Source organism: Caulobacter flavus (genome assembly GCF_003722335.1).
GTDB classification, from domain to species: domain Bacteria; phylum Pseudomonadota; class Alphaproteobacteria; order Caulobacterales; family Caulobacteraceae; genus Caulobacter; species Caulobacter flavus.
Genome location: NZ_CP026100.1, coordinates 2,164,273 through 2,186,819 on the forward strand (window position 1 = coordinate 2,164,273; position 22,547 = coordinate 2,186,819).

General features: G+C 70.1%; 16 protein-coding genes and 1 pseudogene. 7 read left to right on the forward strand and 10 right to left on the reverse strand.

Features of this window, described 5'->3' with window-relative positions; translation table 11 throughout:
• A complete protein-coding gene (locus C1707_RS10070; RefSeq protein ID WP_101714984.1) occupies window positions 1-309 on the reverse strand; it encodes an RNA-binding S4 domain-containing protein in 309 nt (102 codons plus the stop codon).
• Window positions 306-2,870 carry a helicase-related protein gene (locus C1707_RS10075; protein ID WP_101714985.1) on the reverse strand — a complete coding sequence of 855 codons (2,565 nt, stop codon included), beginning with the start codon at window positions 2,868-2,870 and terminating at the stop codon, window positions 306-308. Before C1707_RS10075 ends, C1707_RS10070 begins: the two co-directional genes overlap by 4 nt.
• Before the next feature lie 142 nt (window positions 2,871-3,012).
• Here C1707_RS10075 and C1707_RS10080 point away from each other — a divergent pair, with 142 nt between their 5' ends.
• From C1707_RS10080 to C1707_RS10100, 5 genes and pseudogenes are all read left to right on the forward strand, one after another.
• Window positions 3,013-3,606, forward strand: a complete 594-nt coding sequence (locus tag C1707_RS10080) for a hypothetical protein (RefSeq protein ID WP_101714986.1) — start codon at window positions 3,013-3,015, stop codon at window positions 3,604-3,606.
• A 332-nt stretch (window positions 3,607-3,938) separates the two neighbouring features.
• Window positions 3,939-4,022 (forward strand): annotated as a pseudogene (locus C1707_RS27165) (hypothetical protein); the annotation flags it as partial.
• A 247-nt stretch (window positions 4,023-4,269) separates the two neighbouring features.
• Window positions 4,270-6,108: an ATP-binding protein gene (locus tag C1707_RS10090; protein ID WP_101714987.1), complete on the forward strand. Its 1,839-nt coding sequence runs from the start codon at window positions 4,270-4,272 to the stop codon at window positions 6,106-6,108.
• Window positions 6,109-6,168: 60 nt separating this feature from the next.
• The gene (locus C1707_RS10095) at window positions 6,169-6,408 is read left to right on the forward strand and encodes an antitoxin (RefSeq protein WP_101714988.1); all 240 of its coding nucleotides are present in this window, start codon (window positions 6,169-6,171) and stop codon (window positions 6,406-6,408) included.
• Between the two features lie 3 nt (window positions 6,409-6,411).
• Window positions 6,412-6,801, forward strand: coding sequence for a type II toxin-antitoxin system VapC family toxin (locus C1707_RS10100; protein ID WP_101714989.1), 390 nt, complete (start codon window positions 6,412-6,414; stop codon window positions 6,799-6,801).
• Window positions 6,802-6,809: 8 nt separating this feature from the next.
• On the opposite strand, the gene C1707_RS10105 is transcribed toward C1707_RS10100, so the two are convergent.
• Window positions 6,810-8,444: an amidohydrolase gene (locus tag C1707_RS10105; RefSeq protein WP_101714990.1), complete on the reverse strand. Its 1,635-nt coding sequence runs from the start codon at window positions 8,442-8,444 to the stop codon at window positions 6,810-6,812.
• A 79-nt stretch (window positions 8,445-8,523) separates the two neighbouring features.
• Between C1707_RS10105 and C1707_RS10110 the strand changes: the two genes are divergently transcribed.
• Window positions 8,524-9,096 (forward strand): methylated-DNA--[protein]-cysteine S-methyltransferase, encoded by a 573-nt coding sequence (locus C1707_RS10110; RefSeq protein WP_101714991.1) that lies wholly within the window; start codon window positions 8,524-8,526, stop codon window positions 9,094-9,096.
• Window positions 9,097-9,167: 71 nt separating this feature from the next.
• Here C1707_RS10110 and C1707_RS10115 read toward each other — a convergent pair whose 3' ends face one another.
• Window positions 9,168-11,183: an alpha/beta hydrolase family protein gene (locus tag C1707_RS10115; RefSeq protein WP_164467322.1), complete on the reverse strand. Its 2,016-nt coding sequence runs from the start codon at window positions 11,181-11,183 to the stop codon at window positions 9,168-9,170.
• 412 nt (window positions 11,184-11,595) lie between these two features.
• Here C1707_RS10115 and C1707_RS10120 point away from each other — a divergent pair, with 412 nt between their 5' ends.
• Window positions 11,596-14,601 (forward strand): TonB-dependent receptor plug domain-containing protein, encoded by a 3,006-nt coding sequence (locus C1707_RS10120; RefSeq protein ID WP_164467323.1) that lies wholly within the window; start codon window positions 11,596-11,598, stop codon window positions 14,599-14,601.
• A gap of 176 nt (window positions 14,602-14,777) precedes the next feature.
• On the opposite strand, the gene C1707_RS10125 is transcribed toward C1707_RS10120, so the two are convergent.
• From C1707_RS10125 to C1707_RS10150, 6 genes are all read right to left on the reverse strand, one after another.
• Window positions 14,778-15,146: a response regulator gene (locus tag C1707_RS10125; protein WP_101714994.1), complete on the reverse strand. Its 369-nt coding sequence runs from the start codon at window positions 15,144-15,146 to the stop codon at window positions 14,778-14,780.
• 5 nt (window positions 15,147-15,151) lie between these two features.
• On the reverse strand, window positions 15,152-16,774 hold the full coding sequence (locus C1707_RS10130; protein ID WP_101714995.1) for an HWE histidine kinase domain-containing protein: 1,623 nt from the start codon (window positions 16,772-16,774) through the stop codon (window positions 15,152-15,154).
• Between the two features lie 253 nt (window positions 16,775-17,027).
• Window positions 17,028-18,143 (reverse strand): 3-dehydroquinate synthase, encoded by a 1,116-nt coding sequence (gene aroB / locus C1707_RS10135; protein ID WP_101714996.1) that lies wholly within the window; start codon window positions 18,141-18,143, stop codon window positions 17,028-17,030.
• Window positions 18,144-18,147: 4 nt separating this feature from the next.
• Entirely contained in the window at window positions 18,148-18,723 is a 576-nt protein-coding gene (locus C1707_RS10140) for a shikimate kinase (protein ID WP_101714997.1), read from the reverse strand.
• 102 nt (window positions 18,724-18,825) lie between these two features.
• Complete coding sequence (locus C1707_RS10145; protein WP_101714998.1) at window positions 18,826-20,091, reverse strand: carbohydrate porin; 1,266 nt, start codon at window positions 20,089-20,091, stop codon at window positions 18,826-18,828.
• The gene (locus tag C1707_RS10150; RefSeq protein WP_164467324.1) at window positions 20,088-22,523 is read right to left on the reverse strand and encodes a membrane-bound PQQ-dependent dehydrogenase, glucose/quinate/shikimate family; all 2,436 of its coding nucleotides are present in this window, start codon (window positions 22,521-22,523) and stop codon (window positions 20,088-20,090) included. Before C1707_RS10150 ends, C1707_RS10145 begins: the two co-directional genes overlap by 4 nt.
• Between the last annotated feature and the right edge of the window lie 24 nt (window positions 22,524-22,547).

The window sequence follows — 22,547 nt, forward strand, 5'->3', positions numbered from 1 at the left end:
CTACCCCTCCAGCGCCTCGTAGAGCCCCCGCGCCTCTGGCGCCGGCCCCCGGCGTTCGCCGCAGTCGAGGATGCGCACGTTCACCAGCCGGCCGCCGATGGCGAAGACCAGGACGTCGCCGGCCTTGAGGTTGCGCGAGGGCTTGTCGATACGGCTGTCGGGGGCGCCGGCGCGGGTCAGGCGGATGCGGCCCTCGTCGACGAAGCGGGCGGCCATCGAGCGGGTCTTGAAGAAGCGGGCGCGCCACAGCCAGACGTCGGCCCGGCAGTGATCCTCGTGCGCGGCGTCGTGGCGGGCCTCGTCGCTCATGAGGCGGCCTTTTCCGGCGAGGCGGAGGCAGGCTTGCGGCGGCGCGGCTTCTTGCGTCGAGCGGACGGAGGCGGCGGTTCGGTCAGCTTGGCCAGGGCCGCGAACGGCGAGTCCGGGCGGGCCTTGACCGGCTTTGGCTCCAGCCGCTGGGCGCCGCGACGCTTCCAGATGATCGGCGCGTCGGGCTTGGCCCGCACCGCCGGGGTGTAGTCGAGCGAGCGCAGCAGCGAGGAGGCCTCGGCCGGGGTCCAGCCCAGGGCTTCCAGCGCCGCCGGGGTCAGCACCACGCCGCCGGGACGCTGCTCGGCACGCAGGAGGGCGTCGAGCTTCTCCAGGGTCTCGACCTGGACCAGATGCTTGCCGGCGACGCGCAGGCCGCTGGCGGCCAGGGCCCGGGGCGAGGGCGGCGGCGAGGGCAGGGGGGCGAGGCCGACCAGCGGTCCGCGCCAGCCGCCGGGATCCAGCGCCCGGGCGCAGGCGATGGCTTCGGGCTTCAGCACGCCCGGCGCATAGAGCGAGAAGGCGCCGATGCGCACCCCCAGGCTCTTCAGGGCGCGGCGCTCGGCCTGGCTGAGCGCCTTCAGTTCGGGATCGAGGGGGCGCTTGTCGAGCACGCCGCCGGCCTCCAGCAGGCGGTGGGCGACGCCGCGCGGCACGCCCTTCAGCTCGCCGCCGGCCAGCGCCGCCTGCAGCTTGCGCAGCGGCGCCAGATGGCGGTCGACCTCGGCGGCCAGGAACGCGTCGAGGCGCCGCTCGGCCCGCTCGCGCGCCGGCGCGGGACCAAGCTCGCCCAGCAGCCGGGCGCGGGGCGACATCAGGTCGCCGCCCGAGCGCACGGCGCCCGCCGCCTCGCCGCGCCACAGGATCGCGCCGTCCGGCGTCAGGGCGAAGGCCTCGTCCGGCTCGGCGGCCAGCAGGCCCAGGCGCCTGGCGACCTCGGGGCCGACCGCCCGCTGGGCGGCGTTGCGCAGGGCGCGCTCTTCCAGCGGGGTGGAAGCCTTTTCGGGAATGAAGGTGACGCCGGTCAGCCGGCCCACGACCTGGCCCTCGACGCTGACCTCGCCGTCCTGGGCGACGCCGGCCAGCAGGGTCTCGCGCTCGCCCAGCTGCTTCATCAGCACGCTGGTGCGACGGTCGATGAACCGGGCCATCAGCTTCTCGTGCAGGGTGTCGCTGATCTTGTCTTCCAGCTCGCGGGTGCGGCCCTGCCAGTGGACGGGGTTGGCCAGCCAGTCGGGGCGGTTGGCGATGTAGGACAGGGTGCGCACGCCCGACAGCCGCGCGGCCAGGCTGTCGATCTCGCCGTCGGTGCGGTCCAGCGCCTTGAACTGACCGTTGATCCAGTCTTCCGGCAGGCGCTTGCGGCCGGTGGTCAGGTCGTCGAACAGGGTGCGGACCATCCGCTGGTGGTCGTCGTCGGTGGTCTTGCGGAAGTCGGGCGTCTGGCAGACGTCCCACAGCTTCAGCAGGGCCGAGCGGTCGGTCTTGCAGCGGGCGACGACGTCCTCGTGGGCGGCCAGCTTGCGCAGGGTGCGCTCGTCCAGCGCCTCCTGCGACAGGGTCAGGCCGGTACGGTTCGGCGGCTCGGACAGCGAGCGCAGCAGGCCCTGCAGCGAGCCGAAGTCGAGCCGGGCGTTGCGCCATTCGGCCGCCAGGATCGGCTGGAAGGCGTGCTCCTCGACGGCCTGGACCAGATCCTCGTCCATCTCCTCGCAGTCGCCGGTCACCCCGAAGGTGCCGTCGCGGGTGTAGCGGCCGGCGCGGCCGGCGATCTGGCCCACCTCCTGCGGGTGCAGCCAGCGTGTGCGGCGGCCGTCGAACTTGCGCAGGCCGGCGAAGGCCACGTGGTCGACGTCCATGTTCAGGCCCATGCCGATGGCGTCGGTGGCCACCAGGAAGTCGACTTCGCCGCTCTGGTAGAGGGCGACCTGGGCGTTGCGGGTGCGGGGCGAAAGGCTGCCCATGACCACGGCCGCGCCGCCCCGCTGGCGGCGGATCAGCTCGGCGATGGCGTAGACCGCGTCGGTGGAGAAGGCGACCACGGCCGTGCGCCGGGGCAGGCGGGTCAGCTTCTTGGAGCCGGCGTAGGACAGGTTGGAGAACCGCTCGCGGCCGACGATCTCGGCGTCGGGCAGCAGCCGGCGCACGAGCGGCGCCATGGTCGAGGCGCCCAGCAGCATGGTCTCGAACTTGCCGCGGGCGTGCAGCAGGCGGTGGGTGAAGATGTGGCCGCGCTCGGGGTCGGCGCACAGCTGGATCTCGTCGATAGCCACGAAGTCGACCTCGCGGCCCAGCGGCATGGCCTCGACCGTGCAGACGAAATAGGCCGCGCGCGGCGGGGTGATCTTCTCCTCGCCGGTGATCAGGGCCACGGCCGCCTTGCCGCGCAGCTTGACGAGGCGGTCGTAGATCTCGCGGGCCAGCAGGCGCAGCGGCAGGCCGATCATGCCCGAGCCGTGGCCGAGCATCCGCTCGACGGCCAGGTGGGTCTTGCCGGTGTTGGTGGGCCCCAGGACCGCGGTGAGCCGCGACGGGGCGAGGCCAGTGGAACGGTCGCTCATGACCTTACGAAAGTGGGGCGGGAATCGAGGCGAGGCAAGCGGAGGCTTGGAAGGAGGCGATCGTCCTCGCTCATGGGTTGCGGTATCGGCGCGGGCATGCGAAATAAATGTGAGTGAGCATTCACATTTATGGGGTGGTGGAATGTCCGGCGCATACGTCGGCGCGTCGATCGCGCTTCTGCTGGCGAGCGCCGGGCAGCCCCTGTTTCCGCCCTCCCTGTCGCTGAAGGAGGACCGTACGGGTATCTCCTTCGCCTATGCGGGGGTGGCCAGCGTCGCCGTCGTCGGCGAAGCCACGGGGCGCAACTATCTCGACCATCTGGGTGTAAACGGCCCGCTTCCGGGCCAGCCCGGAGGCGGGTATCCGCTCTGTACGCCCGAAACCTTGGCCCGGTTCGTCCTGGACAAGCGCGCCTTCTGCGTGGCGGCCAAAGGCAGTTGGGATCTGGGCGACTGTCGTTGGCGGGCTTGGTGCGCGCCGGTGATCGTGGCGCCCGAACTGGCCAGGGATCCCCGCTGGGGGCCGGTGATGGAACATGCGCTGAGGAAACCCTGCGCCGTCATCGGTTCGCCTTACGACACGGCCGAGGCCGATCGGCGGCTGAGGGTGAAGGGTCAGGCCTACGGCCAGTTCGGGATGTGGCGGATGATGAACTGCTCGCCCTTTCGGCCGCGCAAGGTCGTCAGCCTGGAATACCACGAGGCCTATTCGGCCTACTTCGTCCGCTATCGCTAAAGCCGCTGGCGCATGATCTGGACCGCTCCGTGCGACGATCCGCCGCCCGGGCCGTAAACCATGCCGGCCAGGGTGAGCGGCTATGAGGGCGGGGAGTTCCTCCCGCTCACGCTTGTCCCGGCCAAGAACCCATGTTCGCCACGCTTCGGTGTTTGGATCAGCACGACCCGACGCTGGTGATCTGGGCGCTCGTCGTCTGCCTGGCGTCGATGGCCGTGGGGGTGCACGCCTATCATCGGGGCGCGACGGCGGCGGGACCGGCCCGCGCGGCGTGGATCCTGCTGACGGGCCTGGTGCTGGGCAGCGGCGTCTGGGCCACGCACTTCATCGCCATGCTGGGCTTCCAGCCCGGGCTGCGGCTCAGCTTCGACGAGCCGATGACGGCCCTGTCGTTCGTGGTGGCGCTGGCCGGCCTGGCCGGCGGCGCGGGCGTGGCCATGACCGCGACCGGGCGGACGTGGCGGCTGGCCGGCGGAGCGATCTGCGGCGCCAGCATCGCCGCCATGCACTTCGTCGGCGTCTCGGCCATGCGACTGCCGGCCCTGATGGGGACTGTTGCGAAATTCGGAACGTCGAAGAACAGACCAGAATCCGTTCGAGAACAGTTCGGAATCAAAAGGGGAAAGTCGTTCTCGTTTTACCCCATTATGCAACGATCCCCTGATGGTCTGGCGGTCCGACCTGCTGGTCGCCGCCGTCCTGATCGCCGCCGGCCTTTCGGCCCTGGCCTTCGCGGACCTGCGGCGCGAGAGCGGTCTTCGCGGGCGCGCGGCCTCGATCCTGCTGCTGGCGGCGGCCGTCTGCGGCCTGCACTTCGTGGGCATGGGGGCGGTCACTCTGCTGCCGATCGCCGACGTCGAGGCGGCGGGCCGGTTCACGCGCGACGAGCTGGCGCGGTCGGTCATCGCCATGGTGTCGATGATCGTCCTGGCCGGCTGCGGCATGCTGCTGACCCACCGCCTGGCCCATCGCTCGGCCTTCGCCACCCTGCGCTCGGCGCTGAACCGGGCGCCGATCGGCCTGGGCTATTTCGATCGCAACAACCTGCTGCAGGTGTGGAACGCCACCCTGGCCGACTTCGCGCGACCCTATGACCTGACCCTGGCGCGGGGCATGAGCCTGAGCGAGATCGCCGAGCGCACCGCGATGGACGCCCAGGCCCGCCAGGCGGCCAGGGCGGTGCTCGACGCGGTCGACGATCAGGTCGGCGAATGGGTGTCGCCCGACACCTTCAGCTCGCCCGACGGCCGCTTCCAGTCGCTGAAGCTGACGCCGGCCGAGGACGGCGGCTTCCTGCTGATCATCACCGACATCACCGAGCACGTGACGGTGACCGAGCGCGAGATCGAGGCCCGGCGCCTGGCCGAAGGGGCCAGCCGCGCCAAGAGCGAGTTCCTGGCCAATATGAGCCACGAGATCCGCACGCCGCTGAACGGCATCCTCGGCATGACCCAGGTCATGTCGCGCGAGGCCCTGGACGAGGACCAGCGCGAGCGGCTCGAGATCATCGGCGCCTCCGGGGCGGCCCTGCTGGAGATCCTCAACGACGTCCTTGACCTTTCCAAGATCGAGGCGGGCCGGATGGAGCTGAACGAGGCCGCGTTCGATCTCGACGAGACGGTGCGGCTGGCGCTGGCGCCTTACGCGCCGCTGGCCGCCGAGAAGGACCTCGCGCTGACGCTGGCAGTGGACGAGGCGGCGGCGGGTTCGTGGCTGGGCGACGCGCCCCGCCTGCGCCAGATCCTCGGCAACCTGGTGGTCAACGCGGTGAAGTTCACCGACCAGGGCGGCGTGGCCGTATCGGTCGAACGGCGCGAGGCCGGCCTCCGCTTCATCGTGGCCGACACCGGCGAGGGGGTGTCGGAGGCCGATCGCGAGCGGATCTTCAAGGCCTTCACCCAGGCCGACGCCTCGGCCACCCGGCGCCATGGCGGCACGGGCCTTGGCCTGACCATCTCGCGCAGCCTGGCCGAGCGGATGGGCGGGACGCTGTGGCTGGAGAGCCGCGAGGGCCAGGGGGCGACCTTCGGCGTCGACCTGCCGCTGGTCGCATTGGCCGGGGAGGCCGCCACGAAGGGCGTCGCGCCTGTCGCCCAGGCGGCCCCGCAAGCGGCGCTGCGCATCCTGGCGGCCGAGGACAACCTGGTGAACCAGACGGTGCTGCAGGCCCTGCTGGCGCCGTTCGAGGTCGAGCTGACGCTGGCCGCCGACGGCCGCCAGGCGGTGGCCGCCTACGAGGCCGATCCGGCGATCGACCTGATCCTGATGGACATCCAGATGCCGGAGCTCAACGGCTTGGCCGCCGCCGAGGCCATCCGGCGGTTCGAGGCGGCGCACGGCCGGGCGGCCGTCCCGATCATCGCGGTGACGGCCAACGCCATGCCCCACCAGGTCGAGACCTACTTCGCCGCCGGCATGAACGCCTTCGTCGCCAAGCCGCTGAACCTCGCCGACCTGCTGGCGGCGATCGAGCTGGCGACGCCGAGAGCGGACGCGGCTTAGCGCAAGCCTGGAACTGAGCCTTCTGGGGGTGTATATACAGGTGCATACTTGGAGGCGCGGATGACCCGGTCCAGCACTCGAACCTTTCGCAGCGGCAACAGCCAGGCCGTTCGCCTGCCCAAGGAGGTGGCGTTCGCCGAGGAGACCGAGCTTACCCTGGTCCGCGCTGGCGACGTGCTGACGATCTATCCATCGCGCGGCACGGTTCAGGATCTGGTCGCACGGCTGGCCGATCTGCCCAAGCCGAGCGCCGTGGAAGTCCGCGACGACGAGGACCTGCCCGAGCGGCCCGGCCTCTAGAGCGTGGCGGCCTTCGTCCTCGACACCAACGTGGCGATCCACCTGCGTGATGGCGATCCGGTCATTTCAGCCAAGATCGCGGCGTTGGATGGCGCGGTGCTGCTGTCGATCGTCTCACGCGTCGAACTGGAAGGCGGTGTCTATCGCGAGCCAGCGGACGTAGCCGTGCGCCGGGCTCGGCTGGACGCCATGCTCGATATCCTGCCGGTGCTGGATTTCGGCGCCGAGGCGGCCGACGCCTATCGGGCGATCGTGCAGGCGACCGGCTACTCCCGCCGCAAGATCCTCGATCGGATGATCGCGGCCCAGGCGCTGACCCATCGCGCCACCCTGGTCACCTGCAACCCGGCCGACTTCCAGGATGTCCCGGGACTGGCGCTGCTGGCCTGGTAGGCGGCCCCCTACCGCTCGAACGCCACCTTGCCGTCGACCACGGTGAGGATCGGCTGGGCCTGCAGGATCTGCGCTTCGGGCACGGTCATCAGGTCGCGGTCGAAGGCGGTGAGGTCGGCGGCCTTGCCGGGCTCGAGCGTGCCGCGCTGCTGGTCGGCGAAGGCGGCCCAGGCCGGGGCCCAGGTCAGCATCCGCAGGGCCTGCTGGCGGGTGACGGCTTCCTCCGGATGCCAGTCGGCGTTGGAGAAGCCGGTCAGGCTCTTGCGGGCGACGGCGGCGTAGAACTCGATGCGCGGATCGCCGACCTCGACCGGCGCGTCCGAACCGGCGGCCACGACAGCGCCGCTCTTCAGCATGTCGGCCCAGGCGTAGGCGCCCTTCAGGCGGTCCTTGCCCAGGCGCGCGGGGGCGAAATAGAGGTCGCCGATGGCGTGGCTGGGCTGCATCGAGGCCACGACGCCCAGCTTCGCAAAGCGCGGCAGGTCGGCGGCGTCGACCACCTGGGCGTGCTCGATGCGCCAGCGGCGGCCGGTCTCCGTACCGAGCGCCTCGCCGAACCAGTCCAGCACCATGCGGTTGCCGCGATCGCCGATGGCGTGCATGGCGACCTGGGCGTTCACGGCCCGCGCCTTTCTCATCAGGGCCAGGCCCTGGTCGTGCTCGGTCAGCACCAGGCCCAGGCCCTCGGCGTCGCTGTAGGGCGCCAGCAGGGCCGCGCCGCGCGAGCCCAGGGCGCCGTCCATGTAGAGCTTGATCCCGCGCAGGCGAATGAGGCCGGTGGGATCGGCGCTGGGGCCGGTCTTCAGCACCTCGGCGGCGCCGGACGGGTCCATGTAGTTGTCGACCCGCAGCGAGAAGCGGCCCTCGGCGGCGAGCTGGCGCAGCTGGTCGAGGTCCGGGGCCTCGACGCTCATGTTGCCCAGGCCGGTCCACCCGCGCGAGGCGTAGAGCCGGCCGGCCGTCTCCAGCGCCTGGCGCTTGAGGGCGGGGGAGGGCGGCGGGATCACGCCCTCGACCAGCGCCTGGGCGTGGTCGACCAGCATGCCGGTGGGTTCGCCGGTCTCGTCCTTGAGGATCTGTCCGCCGGCCGGGGCGGCGGTGTCGCGGGTCAGGCCCGCCTTGGCCAGGGCGGCGGTCGAGGCGACCACGGCGTGGCCGTCGGCGCGGCCCAGCACGACGATGCGGCCGGGCGCGGCGCGGTCGAGATCGGCGCGGGTGGGAAAGCGCTTCTCGGGCCAGTGGGTCTCGATCCAGCCGCGCCCGGCGATCGGCGCGTCGCCGGGATGGGCCTGGGCGTAGGCGCGCACCGCGGCGACCAGCGCCTCGACGGAATCGGTCTTGTCGAGGTTCAGGGTCAGCTCGCGCAGGCCGATGCCGGTCAGGTGGGCATGGGCGTCGACGAAGCCGGGATAGGCCGCGCCGCCCTTCAGGTCGATGTCGCGCGCGTCCTTGGCGGCCTTGGAGCGGGCGACGGCCAGCGGCCCGACGAAGGCGATGGTCCTGTCGCGGATCAGCACCGCCTCGGCCGCGGGCGCGCCGGGCACGCCGGTGTGGATCGGCCCGCCATGAACCAGGATGTCGCCGGCCAGGGCCTGACCGGCGGCGAGGACGAGGGCGGCGGCGAGCAGGGCGGTGCGGCGCAAGGGCGGTCTCCGAACTTGAACGTGGAAAGGTAGAGGCCGGCCCTCGCGTCCCGCAATAGCGGTGCTAATCTGGGAGGCGATGGGACAGGGCTTCATGCTTTTCGAGACGGCGATCGGTCGCTGCGGCCTGGCGTGGGGCGCGGCCGGACTGATCGGCGTGCAGCTGCCCGAGACCGCGCCGGGCGCGGCCTGGGCGCGGCTGCGCAAGCGCTATCCCGACGCCGTCGAGACCGCCCCGCCGGCCGAGGTGGACGAGGCGGCCGACCGGATCATCGACCTGCTGGCCGGAGGGCGCGACGACCTGGCCGACCTGGCGCTGGACCTGACCGTGGTCCAGCCGTTCAACCGCCGGGTCTACGAGATCGCCCGCGCCATCCGCCCCGGCGAGACCTCGACCTACGGCCAGGTGGCCAGGGCCATGGGCGAACCGGGGGCCATGCGGGCGGTGGGCAAGGCCCTGGGCGAGAACCCCTGGCCGATCGTCGTGCCCTGTCACCGGGTGCTGGGCGCCGACGGCAAGATGGGCGGCTTCAGCGCCGACGGCGGCGCGACCACCAAGGCCCGGCTGCTGACCATCGAGCGGGCCAGGGTCACCGACGTGCCTACCCTGTTCGACATGGACTTCTCGGTGGCGCCGCCCAAGGGGCGCTGAGCGACGGCGGAGGAACCACGAAAAAGGGCGGCTCTCGCGAGCCGCCCCTTCCGTTCTGATCGCCGGTCGCCTCAGAGGCCGCCGGGCTTGCACTCGTTCTGGAAGAACTTGTCGATCTCGACCAGCTGGGTCTCCATCATCTCGGGGGTCATGGTCGCGTAGCCGTGGCCCATGTCCTTGATTTCAAGCCACTTGTAGGGCTTGCCGGCGTTCTTCAGGCCGTTGATGAACCGCAGCGAGTCCTTGATGTCGACGTTGGTGTCGCGGTCGCCGTGGTAGAGGAAGACCGGGATCTTGGCCTCGCCGGCGTTCTGGATGGCGTCCAGGCCGCCCACCGACGGCGCCTGGCGTTCGCGCAGGATGCGGCTGTTGCCGGTGGCCTTGCGCATGTCCGACAGGCTGCCGCCGGCGCCCGAGACCGCGCACTGATAGAGGCCGTTGGGCCGGATGGTCGCGGCCAGGGCCGCGTAACCGCCGTAGGAATAGCCGAACATGGCGATGCGGGCGGGATCGGCCAGCTTCTGGTCGATCAGCCACTTGGCGCCGTCGTCCTTGTCGTCCTGCATCTTGCCGCCCCACTCGCGGTCGCCGGCGCGCCAGAGCTTTTCGCCCCAGCCCATCGAGCCGCGATACTGGGGCTGCAGCACGACGTAGCCGCGCGAGGCGAAGTACTGCACCCAGCCGGCGACGTCCCAGCCGAGATGGTCGCGGGCCCAGGGGCCGCCGTGCGGCAGGATGATGGTCGGGTGCGGACCCTCGCCGAAGCTGGCCGGCGGCGTGGTCAGGAAGCCGGGCACAGGCAGGCCGTCGCGGGCGGTGTACTGGACGAGCTTGGTCTGGCCGAGGGTCGCGGTCTTGATCCACGGACGAGAGCCGCCCAGCAGCGTCAGCTTGCCGGTCTTGTCGAGCAGGTAGTACTCGGCCGGCAGCTTGGGACCCGACTTCTCGATGACGATGGTCCCGCGGTCGGCCGACGCGCTGACGACCGAGATGTCGAAGTCGGTCGAGACGTTGAACCGGGTCTTCTGGTCGGTGTCGGGGTCGGTCCAGGAGAGAGGCTCGGTCTTGACGCCCAGGGCCGTGCGGGCGCTCTTGAAGCGGGCGGCGAGCGTCTCGTCGACCCAGTAGATGCTGCCGCGCGCGTCGTCGTAGGGCACCCCGATCAGTTCGCCGCTGTCGTCCAGCAGGATGCCGCTGGCGTCGAACAGCTTGTGTTCGAACAGCGGCTCGAGAACCTGCTTGGCGGCGATGTCGTAAACGTAGACGCCGCGCTTGCCGTTGGTCTTGACCATCGACACGTAGGCGATGTTGGGATCGGTGCTGAAGCCTTCCAGGTTCGTGAAGTTGCGATCACGGGCGTAGGACCGGAAGTGATCCTCCCAGACCCCGGTCTTGGCGTTCTTGATCTGCTGGACGAAGTAGGCCTTGCCGTCCTCGTAGCCCACGTCGGTGCGGCCGCGGATGTCGCCCTTGGCGTCGGTGACGAAGCCGCCGTAGCGGCCGGCCATGCGGTCGATGCGCTCGGCCGAGTTGGTGTAGACATTGACCTTGTAGACGTCGCCCTCGCCGCCGCGGCGCTGGTCGACGACCAGCACGTTCTTGGGGTCGTTGGGAAGGTTGTCGACCACCAAGGGGTTGGCCAGAGCGCGCTCGACGGCCTCGCTGTCGGTCTTGGCCGCGCCGGTGTCGGCCAGCGGCGAGTTCCAGGTCTTGCCGTCGAGATCGGTGAAATAGACCTTCTGGACGTGGCCTTTCCACGAGCCGTTCGTCAGCGGCTGCATGGCCGTCACGCGCAGCCGGTCGTTCTTCACGAAGCTCACGCCCTTGAAGACCATCGAGGTCGACCCGATGATCGTCGGCGGCTTGTCGAGGGCGTCGGTGCGCCAGACGCTGATGTTGATCTTGGCCCCGTCGCCGGAGGTCAGCGCGGCGATATGCTTGCCGTCACGGGAAATCGCCACGTTCGATATCAGCGCGTAACGGGTAAGATCTTTCGCGCTGGGCGCGTCGGCGGGGACCGGCATGGGCGCGGCGAGCGCCGGGGCGGCGCCGACGGACAGCGCGGTGGCCGCCAGCAGGGCGGCCATGGTCGAAATCTTCAAACGCTTGGAAAGCAACAGGATTCCCCCGAATCTGCATGAGCGCGCACAAGACATGCGCGCAGCGTGGGGTTGATGATTGCAGCGTCTTGGCCGTCCCCTCAACCCCCGTCATGCCCTAGGGCGCCCAGTAGTTTCATCCAAGGATCATCGTTCTTGGAGGTCGCTTCCGCCGCCCTGTGGGCAAAACTGTGTCGTATTTGCTACGATCTCGGACATCCGCGTCACAATTTGGCCAAGTGCGTTGAGGCGGGTCGCAAACCTGTTACGTTTCGCCGCGCCGACGGTATGGGATGTGCCGCTGGCGAAATGCAGTGCGGGGGCGCCCCGCGGGGGAATTTCATTGATGAAGTTTGATAAGAGAAATCTGCTCGCGACGACGGTTATCGCGGGTATCGCGATGCTTGGCGTCGTGTCGGCCGCTTCGGCCCAGACCGCCAAGCCGGCGCCGAAGGCCGAAGAGCCCGCGGCCAACGAAGTCGAAGAACTGGTCGTCACCGGTTCGCGCATCAAGCGCTCGGAATTCAACAGCGCCTCGCCGGTGACCGTGATCACCAGCGAAAGCGCCGAACTGCAAGGCCAGGTCGACACCGCTTCGATCCTGCAGAGCTCGATCCTCGGCTCCACCTCCCAGCAGATCAACAACAACTTCACCGGCTTCGTCACCACCGGCGGCAACGGCGCCAACACCCTGTCGCTCCGCGGCCTGGGCGCCCAGCGCAGCCTGACCCTGATCAACGGCCGCCGCGCCGGTCCCGCCGGCATCGGCGGCACCGTCGGCCCGTTCGACCTGAACGTCATTCCGAGCTCGGTCGTCGACCGCACCGAAATCCTGACCGGCGGCGCCTCGTCGATCTACGGTTCGGACGCCATCGCCGGCGTCGTGAACATCATGACGAAGCGCAACAGCGACGACGGCGAAATGGCCGTCTACGCCAACGTGCCGTTCAGCAAGGGCGGTGAAGTCTACCGCGCCAACATCTCCAAGGGCTGGACCTTCAGCCGCGGCTACCTGAACGTCGCCGGCGACTACTACCAGTCGAACGGCCTGCGCTTCAAAGACCGCGACTACCTGAACTGCCCGCAGGACTACACCTTCGACCCGGTGACCGGCGCCCGTCGCGACCTCGTCATGCCCGACGGTTCGTACAAGTGCCTCAACACCCTGACCGGCATCTACATCCGCGGCACCGCCCGCTACATCCCGGACGCCGCCGCCGTCTCGAACGGCTGGGACCTGAACGGCTTCCGCCGCGTCAACGGCAGCCTGGCCACCGTCACGGCCGACGTCCGCGCCGATCTGGCCGGCACCCAGTCGGCCTACTCGATCTACTGCGGCAGCAGCACGGCCGGCAACTGCTCGAGCCCGCTGGCCTTCGCCCGCGCCAACCAGGCGCTGCAGACCACCGACTCGCCGCTGCAAGGCTACCGCCACGCCGTGTCGCCGGTGACCCGCAAGTCGTTCTTCGCCAGCGGCGGCTTCGACCTGACCGAAAAGACGGAAATCTACGGCGAACTGCTGCTGAACCGTCGTGAATCGGAACAGCGCAGCATTCGCCAGATCGGTCCGACGATCAACGCGAACAACCCGACCAACCCGTTCAACTTCGCCAACAACCCGAGCTACGTCGGTCCGACCGGCGCGCCGCTGGCCGCCTCGGCCTTCTCGCCGATCTTCGTGCTGCCGGTCACCCGCGACCAGACCGTCGACTACGCCCGCGCCGTCCTCGGCGTCCGCGGCGTGCTGCCGGAATCGCTGCCGGTTCTCGGCAACTGGGACTGGGACATCTACGGCCAGTACTCGAAGTCGTCGGGCGACTACGGTCAAGACTTCATCTACAACGACCGCATGCTGGCCGTGTCGGGCGCCGCCCGATGCAACCAGGCGCTCGTGACGATCTCGGCCAACATGCCGAACGCCACCTGCCCGACCAACATCGACCTGGGCAAGGTCTCGACCGTCGGCGGCAGCTACCTGACGCCGGAAGAGTACGCCTTCCTGAACGGCTACGAGCAAGGCCACACCGAGTACGTCTACCAGTACGTGGAAGGCTCGATCAGCGGCGACCTGTTCAAGCTGCCCGCCGGCATGGTCGGCGCCGCCGTCGGCTTCCAGCTGCGTAAGGAAAGCCTGGACGACGTCCCGGGCTACAACAGCCGCAACAGCAACTACAACGGTTCGGCCGCCTCGGCCGAGACGCACGGTTCGGACGAAGTGAAGGAGCTCTTCGGCGAACTGGAAGTTCCGCTGCTGAAGAACCTGCCGCTGGTCGACAGCCTGACGCTGAACTACTCGGCCCGCTACTCGGACTACAAGTCGTACGGCTCGAGCAGCACCTACAAGGCCGGCCTGAAGTGGAACATCAACTCCACCTGGGCCCTGCGCGCCAACAAGGGCACCTCGTTCCGCGCTCCGGCGCTGTACGAACTGTACCTCGGCTCGTCGAGCAGCTTCCTGGCTCAGACCTCGGACCCCTGCTACCAGTACGGCACCACGGCGGGCGTCACCGACCGCCAGCGCGCCAACTGCGCGGCCCTGGGCATCGCGGCGAACTCCACGCACGGCGGCGCCGGCTCCTACACCATCTTCGCCAAGGGCGGCGTTGGCTACCTGGAAGCCGAAGAGTCGGACAACAAGTCGATCGGCATCGTCTTCACGCCGAGCTTCATCGACCTGAACGTCTCGCTCGACTACTCGGAACTGACGGTCAACAATCAGGTGCAGCGCTACGGCGCCGCCAACATCCTGGACTCGTGCCTGGATGCGCCTGACTTCCCGACCAGCGCCTACTGCAGCCTGATCACCCGTAACACCGACACCTCGTCGCCGACCTTCGGCGCCGTTCTGACCGTGTCGGACGCCTACCTGAACGTGGCCAAGCAGTGGAACAACGCCCTCGACCTGAGCGCGGTGTACCGCCACGAACTGCCGCACGGCACCCTGACCGTGTCGGGCCAGTTCACCTGGACCCTCGACTGGTACACCCAGCTGAGCAACGGCGCGGATCCGGTGAAGAACCAAGGCTTCACGGCCTATCCGGACTTCGCGGGCCGCACGGGCGTTTCGTACAACCAAGGCGACTGGACCGTCACCTGGGCCACCCAGATGGTCGGCAAGACCTCGGACGTCGACGACAGCTACAGCGGCTACGGCACGGACATCATCACGTACCGTGACCAGACCGCCTACGTGAAGCGTCACATCGAGTTCAACGCCACGCACGACATCTCGGTGCGTCGCAAGTTCGACGACATCACCGTGATCGCCGGCATCAACAACGTGTTCGACGAGCAGCCGCCGTTCTACTCGTCGTCGTCGGCGAGCCGCTTCTCGAACATGCGTCTGGCCTCGTCCTACGACATCCTCGGCCGTCGTATGTTCGTGAACGTCAGCAAGAAGTGGTAAGAAACCCAGCCCTCTAGGGGGACGGGAAGGGCGGCGAGGGCAACCTCGCCGCCCTTTTTCTTTGCGCGCCGTCCTTCGCGCGCCAGGCGTGGCGCACGGCCGAACGAAAACAGCCGCCCCGGCGACCGGGGCGGCTGTCGAAGATCCGAAGATGGGGCGGGCGAGGGCCCGCCGCGTCAGGCGACCTGGGCGGCCAGGCCTTCGAGCACGCGGCGCAGGTCGGCCTCGCGGAACGGCTTCTGCAGCACCGCCGAGCCCTTGTGCGGCTCGGTCAGGCCCGCCTCGCCATAGCCGCTGGCGAAGGCGAAGGGCACGCCGCGGGCCTTCAGGGCGTCGGCGACCGGGAAGATCGGGCGGCCGCCGAGGTTGACGTCGAGCAGGGCCGCGTCGATCTCGGCCGAACCGGCCAGCCGCAGGGCCTCCTCGATCTCGGCGGCGGGGCCCACGACCTCGCAGCCGAGGTCGCCGAGCATGTCCTCGACCAGCATCGAGACGAGGGCTTCGTCTTCGACCACCAGTACCTTCAGGGCGGCGAGGGTCTTCATCTGTTTCACGGCTCCAGGGCGGCGAGGGGCAGCGTCATGGCGCAGACCAGGCCTGATTGATCATAGGCGAGACGGACCACGCCGGACAACTCGCCGGCGAGGCCCTTCTCCAGAAGGCGGGCGCCGAAGCCGCGGCGGCTCGGCGTCGTGACGGGCGGGCCGCCGCGCTCGGTCCAGGTCAGGACGAGCCGGCCGGGGGCCTGGGGCGGCTCCACAGACCAGGCCACGGTGACCCGGCCCTCGGACGTCGACAGCGCGCCATACTTGGCGGCGTTGGTGGCCAGTTCGTGCACGGCCATGCCGACGGCGACGGTGGCCTTGGGATTGAGCCGCAGGTCGCGGGTGTAGTCGAAGTCCAGCCGTTCGCGGCCGGCGAAGGCCTCGAGCTCGGCGTCGACGATCTCGCGCAGGCTGGCGCTTTCCCAGTTCTGCTCGGTGAGCAGGTTGTGGGTCTGCGACAGGGCGATCAGCCGGGCCTCGAAGGCCTCGCGGAAGGCGTCGAGGTTTTCCGCGGCCCGCAGGGTCTGGGCGGCCATCGACTGGACGGTGACCAGGGTGTTCTTCACCCGGTGGTTCAGTTCGTTGAGCAGCAGGCGCTGGCGCTCCTCGGCCCGCTTGCGCTCGGTGACATCCAGCGACACCCCGGCCATGCGCCGCACGCCGCCGCCGATCACCGGCGTCTCGTCGCGCACGGCGGCGCGGCCGCGGGCGTGCACCCAGCGGGTTTCGCCGCTGGGGATGACCACGCGGTACTCGATGTCGTAGTCGCCGCCCGTGCGGATGGCCTCGTCCATCGCCTTTAGCATCCGTTCGCGGTCGCTGGCATGGATGGTGGCCACCAGGTCGTCGAAGCCGAAGTCCTGGTCGGCGGCGCGGCCGTAGTTCGACTTGCAGATGTCGGAGGCGTCGTAGGCGCGGGTCTCGACGTCCAGCTCCCACGAGCCGAGGCGTCCGGAATCGAGGGCGAACTTCAGGCGCTCCTCGGTGCGGCGGCGTTCGGTGAGTTCGCGGTCGCCGGCCTCGCCGGCCCGGCTCCATTCGATGGCGACGGCGGCCTGGGCGGCCAGGCCCACGATCACCGTCTCGGCCCGGGCGTCGAACCGGCCCGGCTCGCGGTGGCCGAAGAACAGGCCGCCCAGCACCAGGCCGTCGGCGGTCTTGACCGGAGCGGCCAGATAGCTGCGCACTGGCAGGTGGCCCTCGGGCATGCCCTTTCGGGGCGCGTTCTGGCCATAGCGCGGGTCGGCGGTGACGTCGTCGGAGCGGACCACGCCCACGCCGTCGAAGGTGGGGGCGAAGATCGCCGTCTTGCGCGGCATGGGGAAGTCGGCGAACGCCTCGGGCGGCGCGCCGGCCAGGCCGTAGAGCATGTAGCTCTCTCCGGCCTTGTCGACGACGTTGTAGAAGAAGGCCCCGAACTGGGCGCCGATCAGCTCGACGCCGCCGTCGATCACCGCCTGGACGGTCTCGCCCAGGCTCTGGTGCGCGCCGATCGCCGCGGCGATGCGGCTGAACGCCTGGTTGCGGCGCACCTCGTCGGCATGAGCGGCCTGCGCTTCGGCCAGCCGTCGGCGGAGATCGGCAATCTCCTCCGTCGCTGACACCGCGTCGGCCTCCAAAACGGTCACCTAGGCTCCCCCCCTGGAGCCCGTCCGTTTCTGGAACAGAAACGGGCGAACGGGCTCCGTGACTATATCTGGAGCGTGGCCGGCGCCGAAACCGCTCACACTTTCGGCTGCCACGCTCTAGACCCCATCGCCGACAACACGGCGCGTCGAGGTCAACGCGCCGAAATCAGAGCGGTTCCGCCCGATCGTAAACAAGCTTGGCTTTTAGGAAAGCCGGGGCGTGAGACGGCCGTCTCGCGTCAGGGGCGGGTCTTCAGCCGGCCGCGCCTTCGGTCAGCAGGAAGGCGCGCAGCGGGGCCGGATCGACGCCCTTGGCGACGAAGGCTTCGCCGATCCCGCGCACAAGCACGAAGGTCAGGGCGCCGCCCTCGGCCTTCTTGTCCTGGCCCATGTGGGCGATCAGGGCGTCGGCGCCGAACGGCCCGGAGCGCACCTCGGACAGGGTGGTCGGCAGGCCGGCGGCCTTGATGGCGGCGACGGCGCGGACGGCGTCCTGGGCCGGGCACAGGCCTTGCGACGCCGAGAACCGGAAGGCCTGGGCCATGCCCACGCCCACCGCCTCGCCGTGCTTGAGCGCGTCGCCGAAGCCCATCTCGGCCTCGATGGCGTGACCGAAGGTGTGGCCGAGGTTCAGCAGGGCGCGGCGGCCGGCCTCCTTCTCGTCCTCGGCGACGATCTCGGCCTTCATCTCGACGCTGCGGCCGACGGCCCGGACCAGCGCCTCGGTGTCGCGCTCGAGCACGGCGTGGACGTTCTTCTCCAGCCATTCGAAGAAGTCGAAGTCGCCCAGCAGGCCGTACTTGATCACCTCGGCATAGCCGCAGGCCAGCTCGCGGGCGGGCAGGGTGGCCAGCACGTCGAGGTCGGCCAGCACGAGGCGCGGCTGGTGGAAGGCGCCGATCAGGTTCTTGCCGCGCGGGGTGTCGATGGCGGTCTTGCCGCCGACCGAGCTGTCGACCTGGGCCAGCAGCGAGGTCGGGATCTGGATGAAGTCGACGCCGCGCTTGTAGATCGCCGCCGCGAAGCCGGCGAGGTCGCCGATCACGCCGCCGCCGAAGGCCACGATCATGTCGCCGCGCTCGAGGTTCAGCGCCAGCAGTTGGTCCGACAGATGGGCCAGGCCCTCGAAGCTCTTGGTCTCCTCGCCCGGCGGCAGCACGATGACGTCGACCGAGGCGCCGGCCTTCTCCAGCGACACCGACAGCCGCTCGACATGGTGCTCGCCGACATTGGCGTCGGTGACCACGGCGCAGCGCCTGCGCTTGGAAAGGAACGGCAGCACGTGCTCGCCGGCCTTGTCGATCAGGCCCGTACCGATGACGACGTCGTAGGCGCGATCGCCCAGGCCCACGGGAACGGTGCGGATCACGGTCTTACTCTCCGGTAGCGGACGCGGCGGCGAGGCGGCCCTGCAGGGCGGCGATGACGGCCTCGACGGCCACCATGTGCGGCGTGTCGCCGGTCTCGACGGTCAGGTGGGCCTCGCCATAGGCGGGATAGCGCGCGGTCGCCTGCTCGCGCAGGACGTCCATCGGGTCGCGGTTCTTCAGCAGCGGCCGGCCGTCCTTGCGGCCGACGCGGCGGGCCAGAAGCTCCAGGTCGGCCTTCAGCCAGATGGCGATGGCCTTGTCCTTGATCAGGGCGCGGGTCTCGGCGTTGACGAAGGCGCCGCCGCCGGTGGCCAGCACGTGCGGGGGCTCGTCGAGCAGGCGGGCGATGACCCGGCGCTCGCCGTCGCGGAACGCCTCCTCGCCCATCTCGCCGAAGATCTCGGGGATCGATCGGCCGGCGGCGCGCTCGACCTCGTTGTCGGCGTCGCGGAACGGCAGGTCCAGGGTGTTGGCCAGCCGCCGCCCGACGCTGGACTTGCCCACGCCCATCAGCCCGACCAGCACGATGGTCCGGTCACGGAGGTCTGGATAGCGGGGCGGAGCGAGATCGGCGGTCATGGTCGGCTCCCCCGATACACGACCCGCGCCCGCGCCGCCACGCTTGGGACTGCGGTTATTCCTGGGGCGGGCGCCATGTTTCGTGGAAGGGGCCCGCGCCGTTCAGAACTGCGCCTTGACCTGCGCCCCCGCGACCAGGGCGTTGGGCGTATCGCGATAGCCGAACGCGCCGGGGTCGATGATGTATTGCACGTCCGGGCGGACGGTCAGCCAGCGCGTCGCCTGCCAGCCGTAGCTGAGCTCGATCGCGGTCTCGCCCGCGGGCAGCGAGCCGTAGTCGACGGGCGGCGTGGCGGCGTCCACGTAGGCCCGCCGCAGGCGCGGATTCAGCTCGGCGTGCACCAGTCCCAGGGCGATGGTGTCGGCGTCGCGACCCGGGAAGGTGCCGGTCTTGACGAGGCCCGCCTCGTACCAGCGGGTGATCGGCGCCGAGGCCTTCGGATTGGCCGTGAACTGGCCGAACAGCGACAGGCCTCTGCCGCCGCTGCCTTCGCGCCAGATCATCTGGTCGGCCAGCAGGTAGACGCCGTAGCGGCCCTTCACGCGTCCGCTCTCGCCCTGCCGGGCGACGCGCGAGCTGTCGTAATAGGCGCCCAGCTTGTAGCGGCCCGGCAGTCCCCCCGCCGCGCCGCGATCATACCCGACCTCCAGCGGCAGCATGACGCCGGTCGAGCCCGAAGCGAACGGACGCCAGGCATTGCGCTTGTCGTTCAGCGCCGGGTTCACCTGATAGCCGCCGGTCCGCACCAGCAGGTCCGGCCGCACCGCGTAGCGCGCCGCCACGCCCCAGCGGGCGTTGGGATAGTTGTACCAGCCGCTGTCGCCCGACATCGACAGCGGGTGGGCGCAGAAGGCGGCGTTGACCAGGTTGCAGCCGATGGCCATGCCGCCCAGGTCGTTGCCCATGGCGAAGAAGCCCGCCCGCAGGTCCAGCCGCCCGCCGTCCAGCTGCTGCTCGATGCTCAGCTCGGTCAGCCGCGTGTACTGGCCGCCATAGGCCTCCTGGATCGGCAGGCGGTTGCCGACCACGTCGGACGACACGCCCTTTCCGCGCCGGTCGTTGAAGGTCAGGTGCAGGATCCCGCCCGTCCAGCCGGCCAGCTTGTCGAGGTCGAAGTCGGCGCCGACGCGGATCTGCTGGGTGTAGCCGCCGCCTCGCCTCAGGCCGCCGTCCAGCACGCTGAAGGTCTCCGAGACGTAGTCGCCGCGAAAGGTCACGCCGGCGTCGGCCGCGCGGGTGCGCGCGCCGCCCCAGTCGCCGGTAAGCGTCGCGCGGTCGGCCGACTGGGCCAGGGCCGGCGAGACCGCGCAGGCCAGGGCCGCCGCCAGGCCGGCGGCGGCGCCCAGCCGCTGGAGGGACGTCCTCATTTCAGCGCGTAGGCGATCACGTAGTCGCCGCGATCGGGAGACTGGCGCGCGCCGCCGGCGGTGATCACCACGTACTGCTTGCCGCTCCTGGGCGAGCGGTAGCTCATCGGGCCGCCCTGGCTGCCGACCGGCAGGCGAGCCTTCCAGACCTCCTTGCCGGTCGCCGAGTCGAAGGCCCGCAGGTAGTAGTCCTGGCTGCCGGCGAAGAACACGAGGCCGCCCTGCGTGGCCAGGCTGCCGCCCAGGGTGGGCAGGCCGATCGGCATCGGCAGACCCATCTTGATCCCCAGCGGGCCGGTGTCGCGCACCGTGCCGACCGGAACCTGCCACTTGATCTGGCGGGTGGTCATGTCGATGGCGGTCATCGTGCCGTAGGGCGGGGCCTGGCAGGGGACGCCCAGCACCGACAGGAAGCGGTTCTTGTTCACCGAATAGGGCGTGCCCTTCAGCGGCACGGCGCCCATGCCGGTATTGACCGCCTCGCCGCCGGCGGCGGCCGTGGCTTTCGCCGCCTGGGGTTCCATCTTCACCCACAGGCCCAGGCGCATGTCGTTGACGAAGATGGTGTTGGTGGTCGGGTCGGTCGACAGGCCGCCCCAGTTCATGCCGCCCAGCGAGCCGGGGAAGCTCAGCGACTTGTCGGTGCCGGGGGCGGTGTAGAGGCCCTCGTAGCGCATGCCCTTGAAGGCGATGCGGCACAGCAGCTGGTCGAAGGGCGTGGCCCCCCACATGTCGGCTTCCTTCAGCGTCTGGGCGCCGATCTGCGGCATGCCGGTCGAGCGCGGCTGGCTGAGAGCGTAGGGCTCGCCGGGGATGTCGGCGGCCTTGACCGGCACGTTCTCGACCTTGGTCAGCGGCTGGCCGGTGGCGCGGTCGAGCACGTAGAGCTGGCCGGCCTTGGTGCCGAAGACGAGGGCGGGCGTGCTTCCGCCGCCGGCCTTGGGGAAGTCGATGAAGCTGGGCTGCATCGGCACGTCGAAGTCCCAGAGGTCGTTGTGGACGGTCTGGAACACCCACTTCTCGCGGCCCGTCGTGGCGTCCAGCGCCAGCATCGAGGCGCCGTAGCGATGGTCGAGCGCGCTGCGGGTCTTGCCGTAGAGATCGACCGAGGCGCTGCCCACCGGCATGAACACGGTGTTGGAAGCGGCGTCGTACGACATCGACGACCAGACGTTCGGCGTCGAGCGGGCGTAGGTCTTGCCGGCCGGCGGCGCCTGGGTGATCGACGGATCGCCAGGGTCGAAGGCCCAGCGCAGGGCGCCGGTGATCACGTCGAAGCCGCGCACGACGCCGCCGGGCATGTCGACCTGGACGTTGTCGGCGATGCGGCCGCCGACCACGATGGTCGTGCCGGCCAGGGTGGGGGCCGCGGTCAGCTGGTACTGCGGGTCGGGCGCGTCGCCCAGGCCCGCCTTCAGGTCGACGCGGCCGGCGGTTCCGAAGTCCTGGCAGGCCTTGCCGGTGTCGGCGTCGAAGGCCATCAGCACGGCGTTGATGGTGTTCATCAGGATGCGGCGGCGGCAGGGCGCGCCTTCCGGCACGATCGCGGCCAGCACGGGGCTGGCGCCAGACGTGGTCGGCTGCAGCAGCGGCGCGCCGGCGTCGAAATAGGCCAGGCCCCGGCAGCGCATCCAGACCGAGGCGCGAGCGTCGATCACCGTCTTCCACTTCTCGGCGCCGGTGTCGGCGTCCAGCGCGACGACGTTGTTGTGCGGGGTGCAGATGTAGACGGTGTCACCGACCTGCAGCGGCGTGTCCTGGTCCTCGGCGCCGTTGCCGTCGCTGACCGCGATGTCGCCGGTGCGGTAGGTCCAGGCGACCTTCAGGCCCTTGATATTGTCGCGGGTGATCTCGTCCAGCGCCACGAAGCGGCTGGCGCCGGGGGTGTTGCCGTAGGCCTCCCAGTTCTTCTGGGCCTTGGCCGGATCGACCGGCAGGAGAGCCCCCGCCGCGCCGGTGAAGGCCACGGTGGGATGGGGGAAGAACATGGCGGTGAAGCCCGCCGCGGCGCCCACGGCCAGCACCGCGCCGGTCGCCAGGGCGGGAACCATGGCCGAGGCCCTGCCGCTGGCGCGCGCCATCAGCGGATAGGAGAAGGCCACCACGGCCGCGCCGACGCTGAGCGCCAGGAGGCGCGAGATCAGCGGCCAGAACGAGAAGCCCGATTCCCACAGCGCCCAGAGCACCGTCAGAACGAACACCGCCCCGAACAGCAGGGCCCCGCTGGCCTTGGCCCGGCCGATCTGCACGCCCGCCGCGACCAGCGCCAGGCCGGCGAGCAGGAAGTAGGGGCTGCCGCCGAGCGTCAGCAGCTTGCCGCCGCCGACCACGAAGAACAGGCCCGCGGCCACGATGATCGCGCCGAGCAGCAGCAGCCATAGCCGCGCCAACGGACCGATGGCGCTACGGGTGTCGGACAGGGTGGAGGGCATGGGGTCTCCCGTGGATGATCGACG

Bases quoted from the DNA above. Each gene is read 5' to 3' on its own strand.
- C1707_RS10070 (WP_101714984.1), bottom strand. From the start codon at position 309: ATGAGCGACGAGGCCCGCCACGACGCCGCGCACGAGGATCACTGCCGG.
- C1707_RS10075 (WP_101714985.1), bottom strand. From the start codon at position 2,870: ATGAGCGACCGTTCCACTGGCCTCGCCCCGTCGCGGCTCACCGCGGTC.
- C1707_RS10080 (WP_101714986.1), top strand. From the start codon at position 3,013: ATGTCCGGCGCATACGTCGGCGCGTCGATCGCGCTTCTGCTGGCGAGC.
- C1707_RS10090 (WP_101714987.1), top strand. From the start codon at position 4,270: ATGGTCTGGCGGTCCGACCTGCTGGTCGCCGCCGTCCTGATCGCCGCC.
- C1707_RS10095 (WP_101714988.1), top strand. From the start codon at position 6,169: ATGACCCGGTCCAGCACTCGAACCTTTCGCAGCGGCAACAGCCAGGCC.
- C1707_RS10110 (WP_101714991.1), top strand. From the start codon at position 8,524: ATGGGACAGGGCTTCATGCTTTTCGAGACGGCGATCGGTCGCTGCGGC.
- C1707_RS10115 (WP_164467322.1), bottom strand. From the start codon at position 11,183: ATGGCCGCCCTGCTGGCGGCCACCGCGCTGTCCGTCGGCGCCGCCCCG.
- C1707_RS10120 (WP_164467323.1), top strand. From the start codon at position 11,596: ATGCTTGGCGTCGTGTCGGCCGCTTCGGCCCAGACCGCCAAGCCGGCG.
- C1707_RS10125 (WP_101714994.1), bottom strand. From the start codon at position 15,146: ATGAAGACCCTCGCCGCCCTGAAGGTACTGGTGGTCGAAGACGAAGCC.
- C1707_RS10140 (WP_101714997.1), bottom strand. From the start codon at position 18,723: ATGACCGCCGATCTCGCTCCGCCCCGCTATCCAGACCTCCGTGACCGG.
- C1707_RS10145 (WP_101714998.1), bottom strand. From the start codon at position 20,091: ATGAGGACGTCCCTCCAGCGGCTGGGCGCCGCCGCCGGCCTGGCGGCG.
- C1707_RS10150 (WP_164467324.1), bottom strand. From the start codon at position 22,523: ATGCCCTCCACCCTGTCCGACACCCGTAGCGCCATCGGTCCGTTGGCG.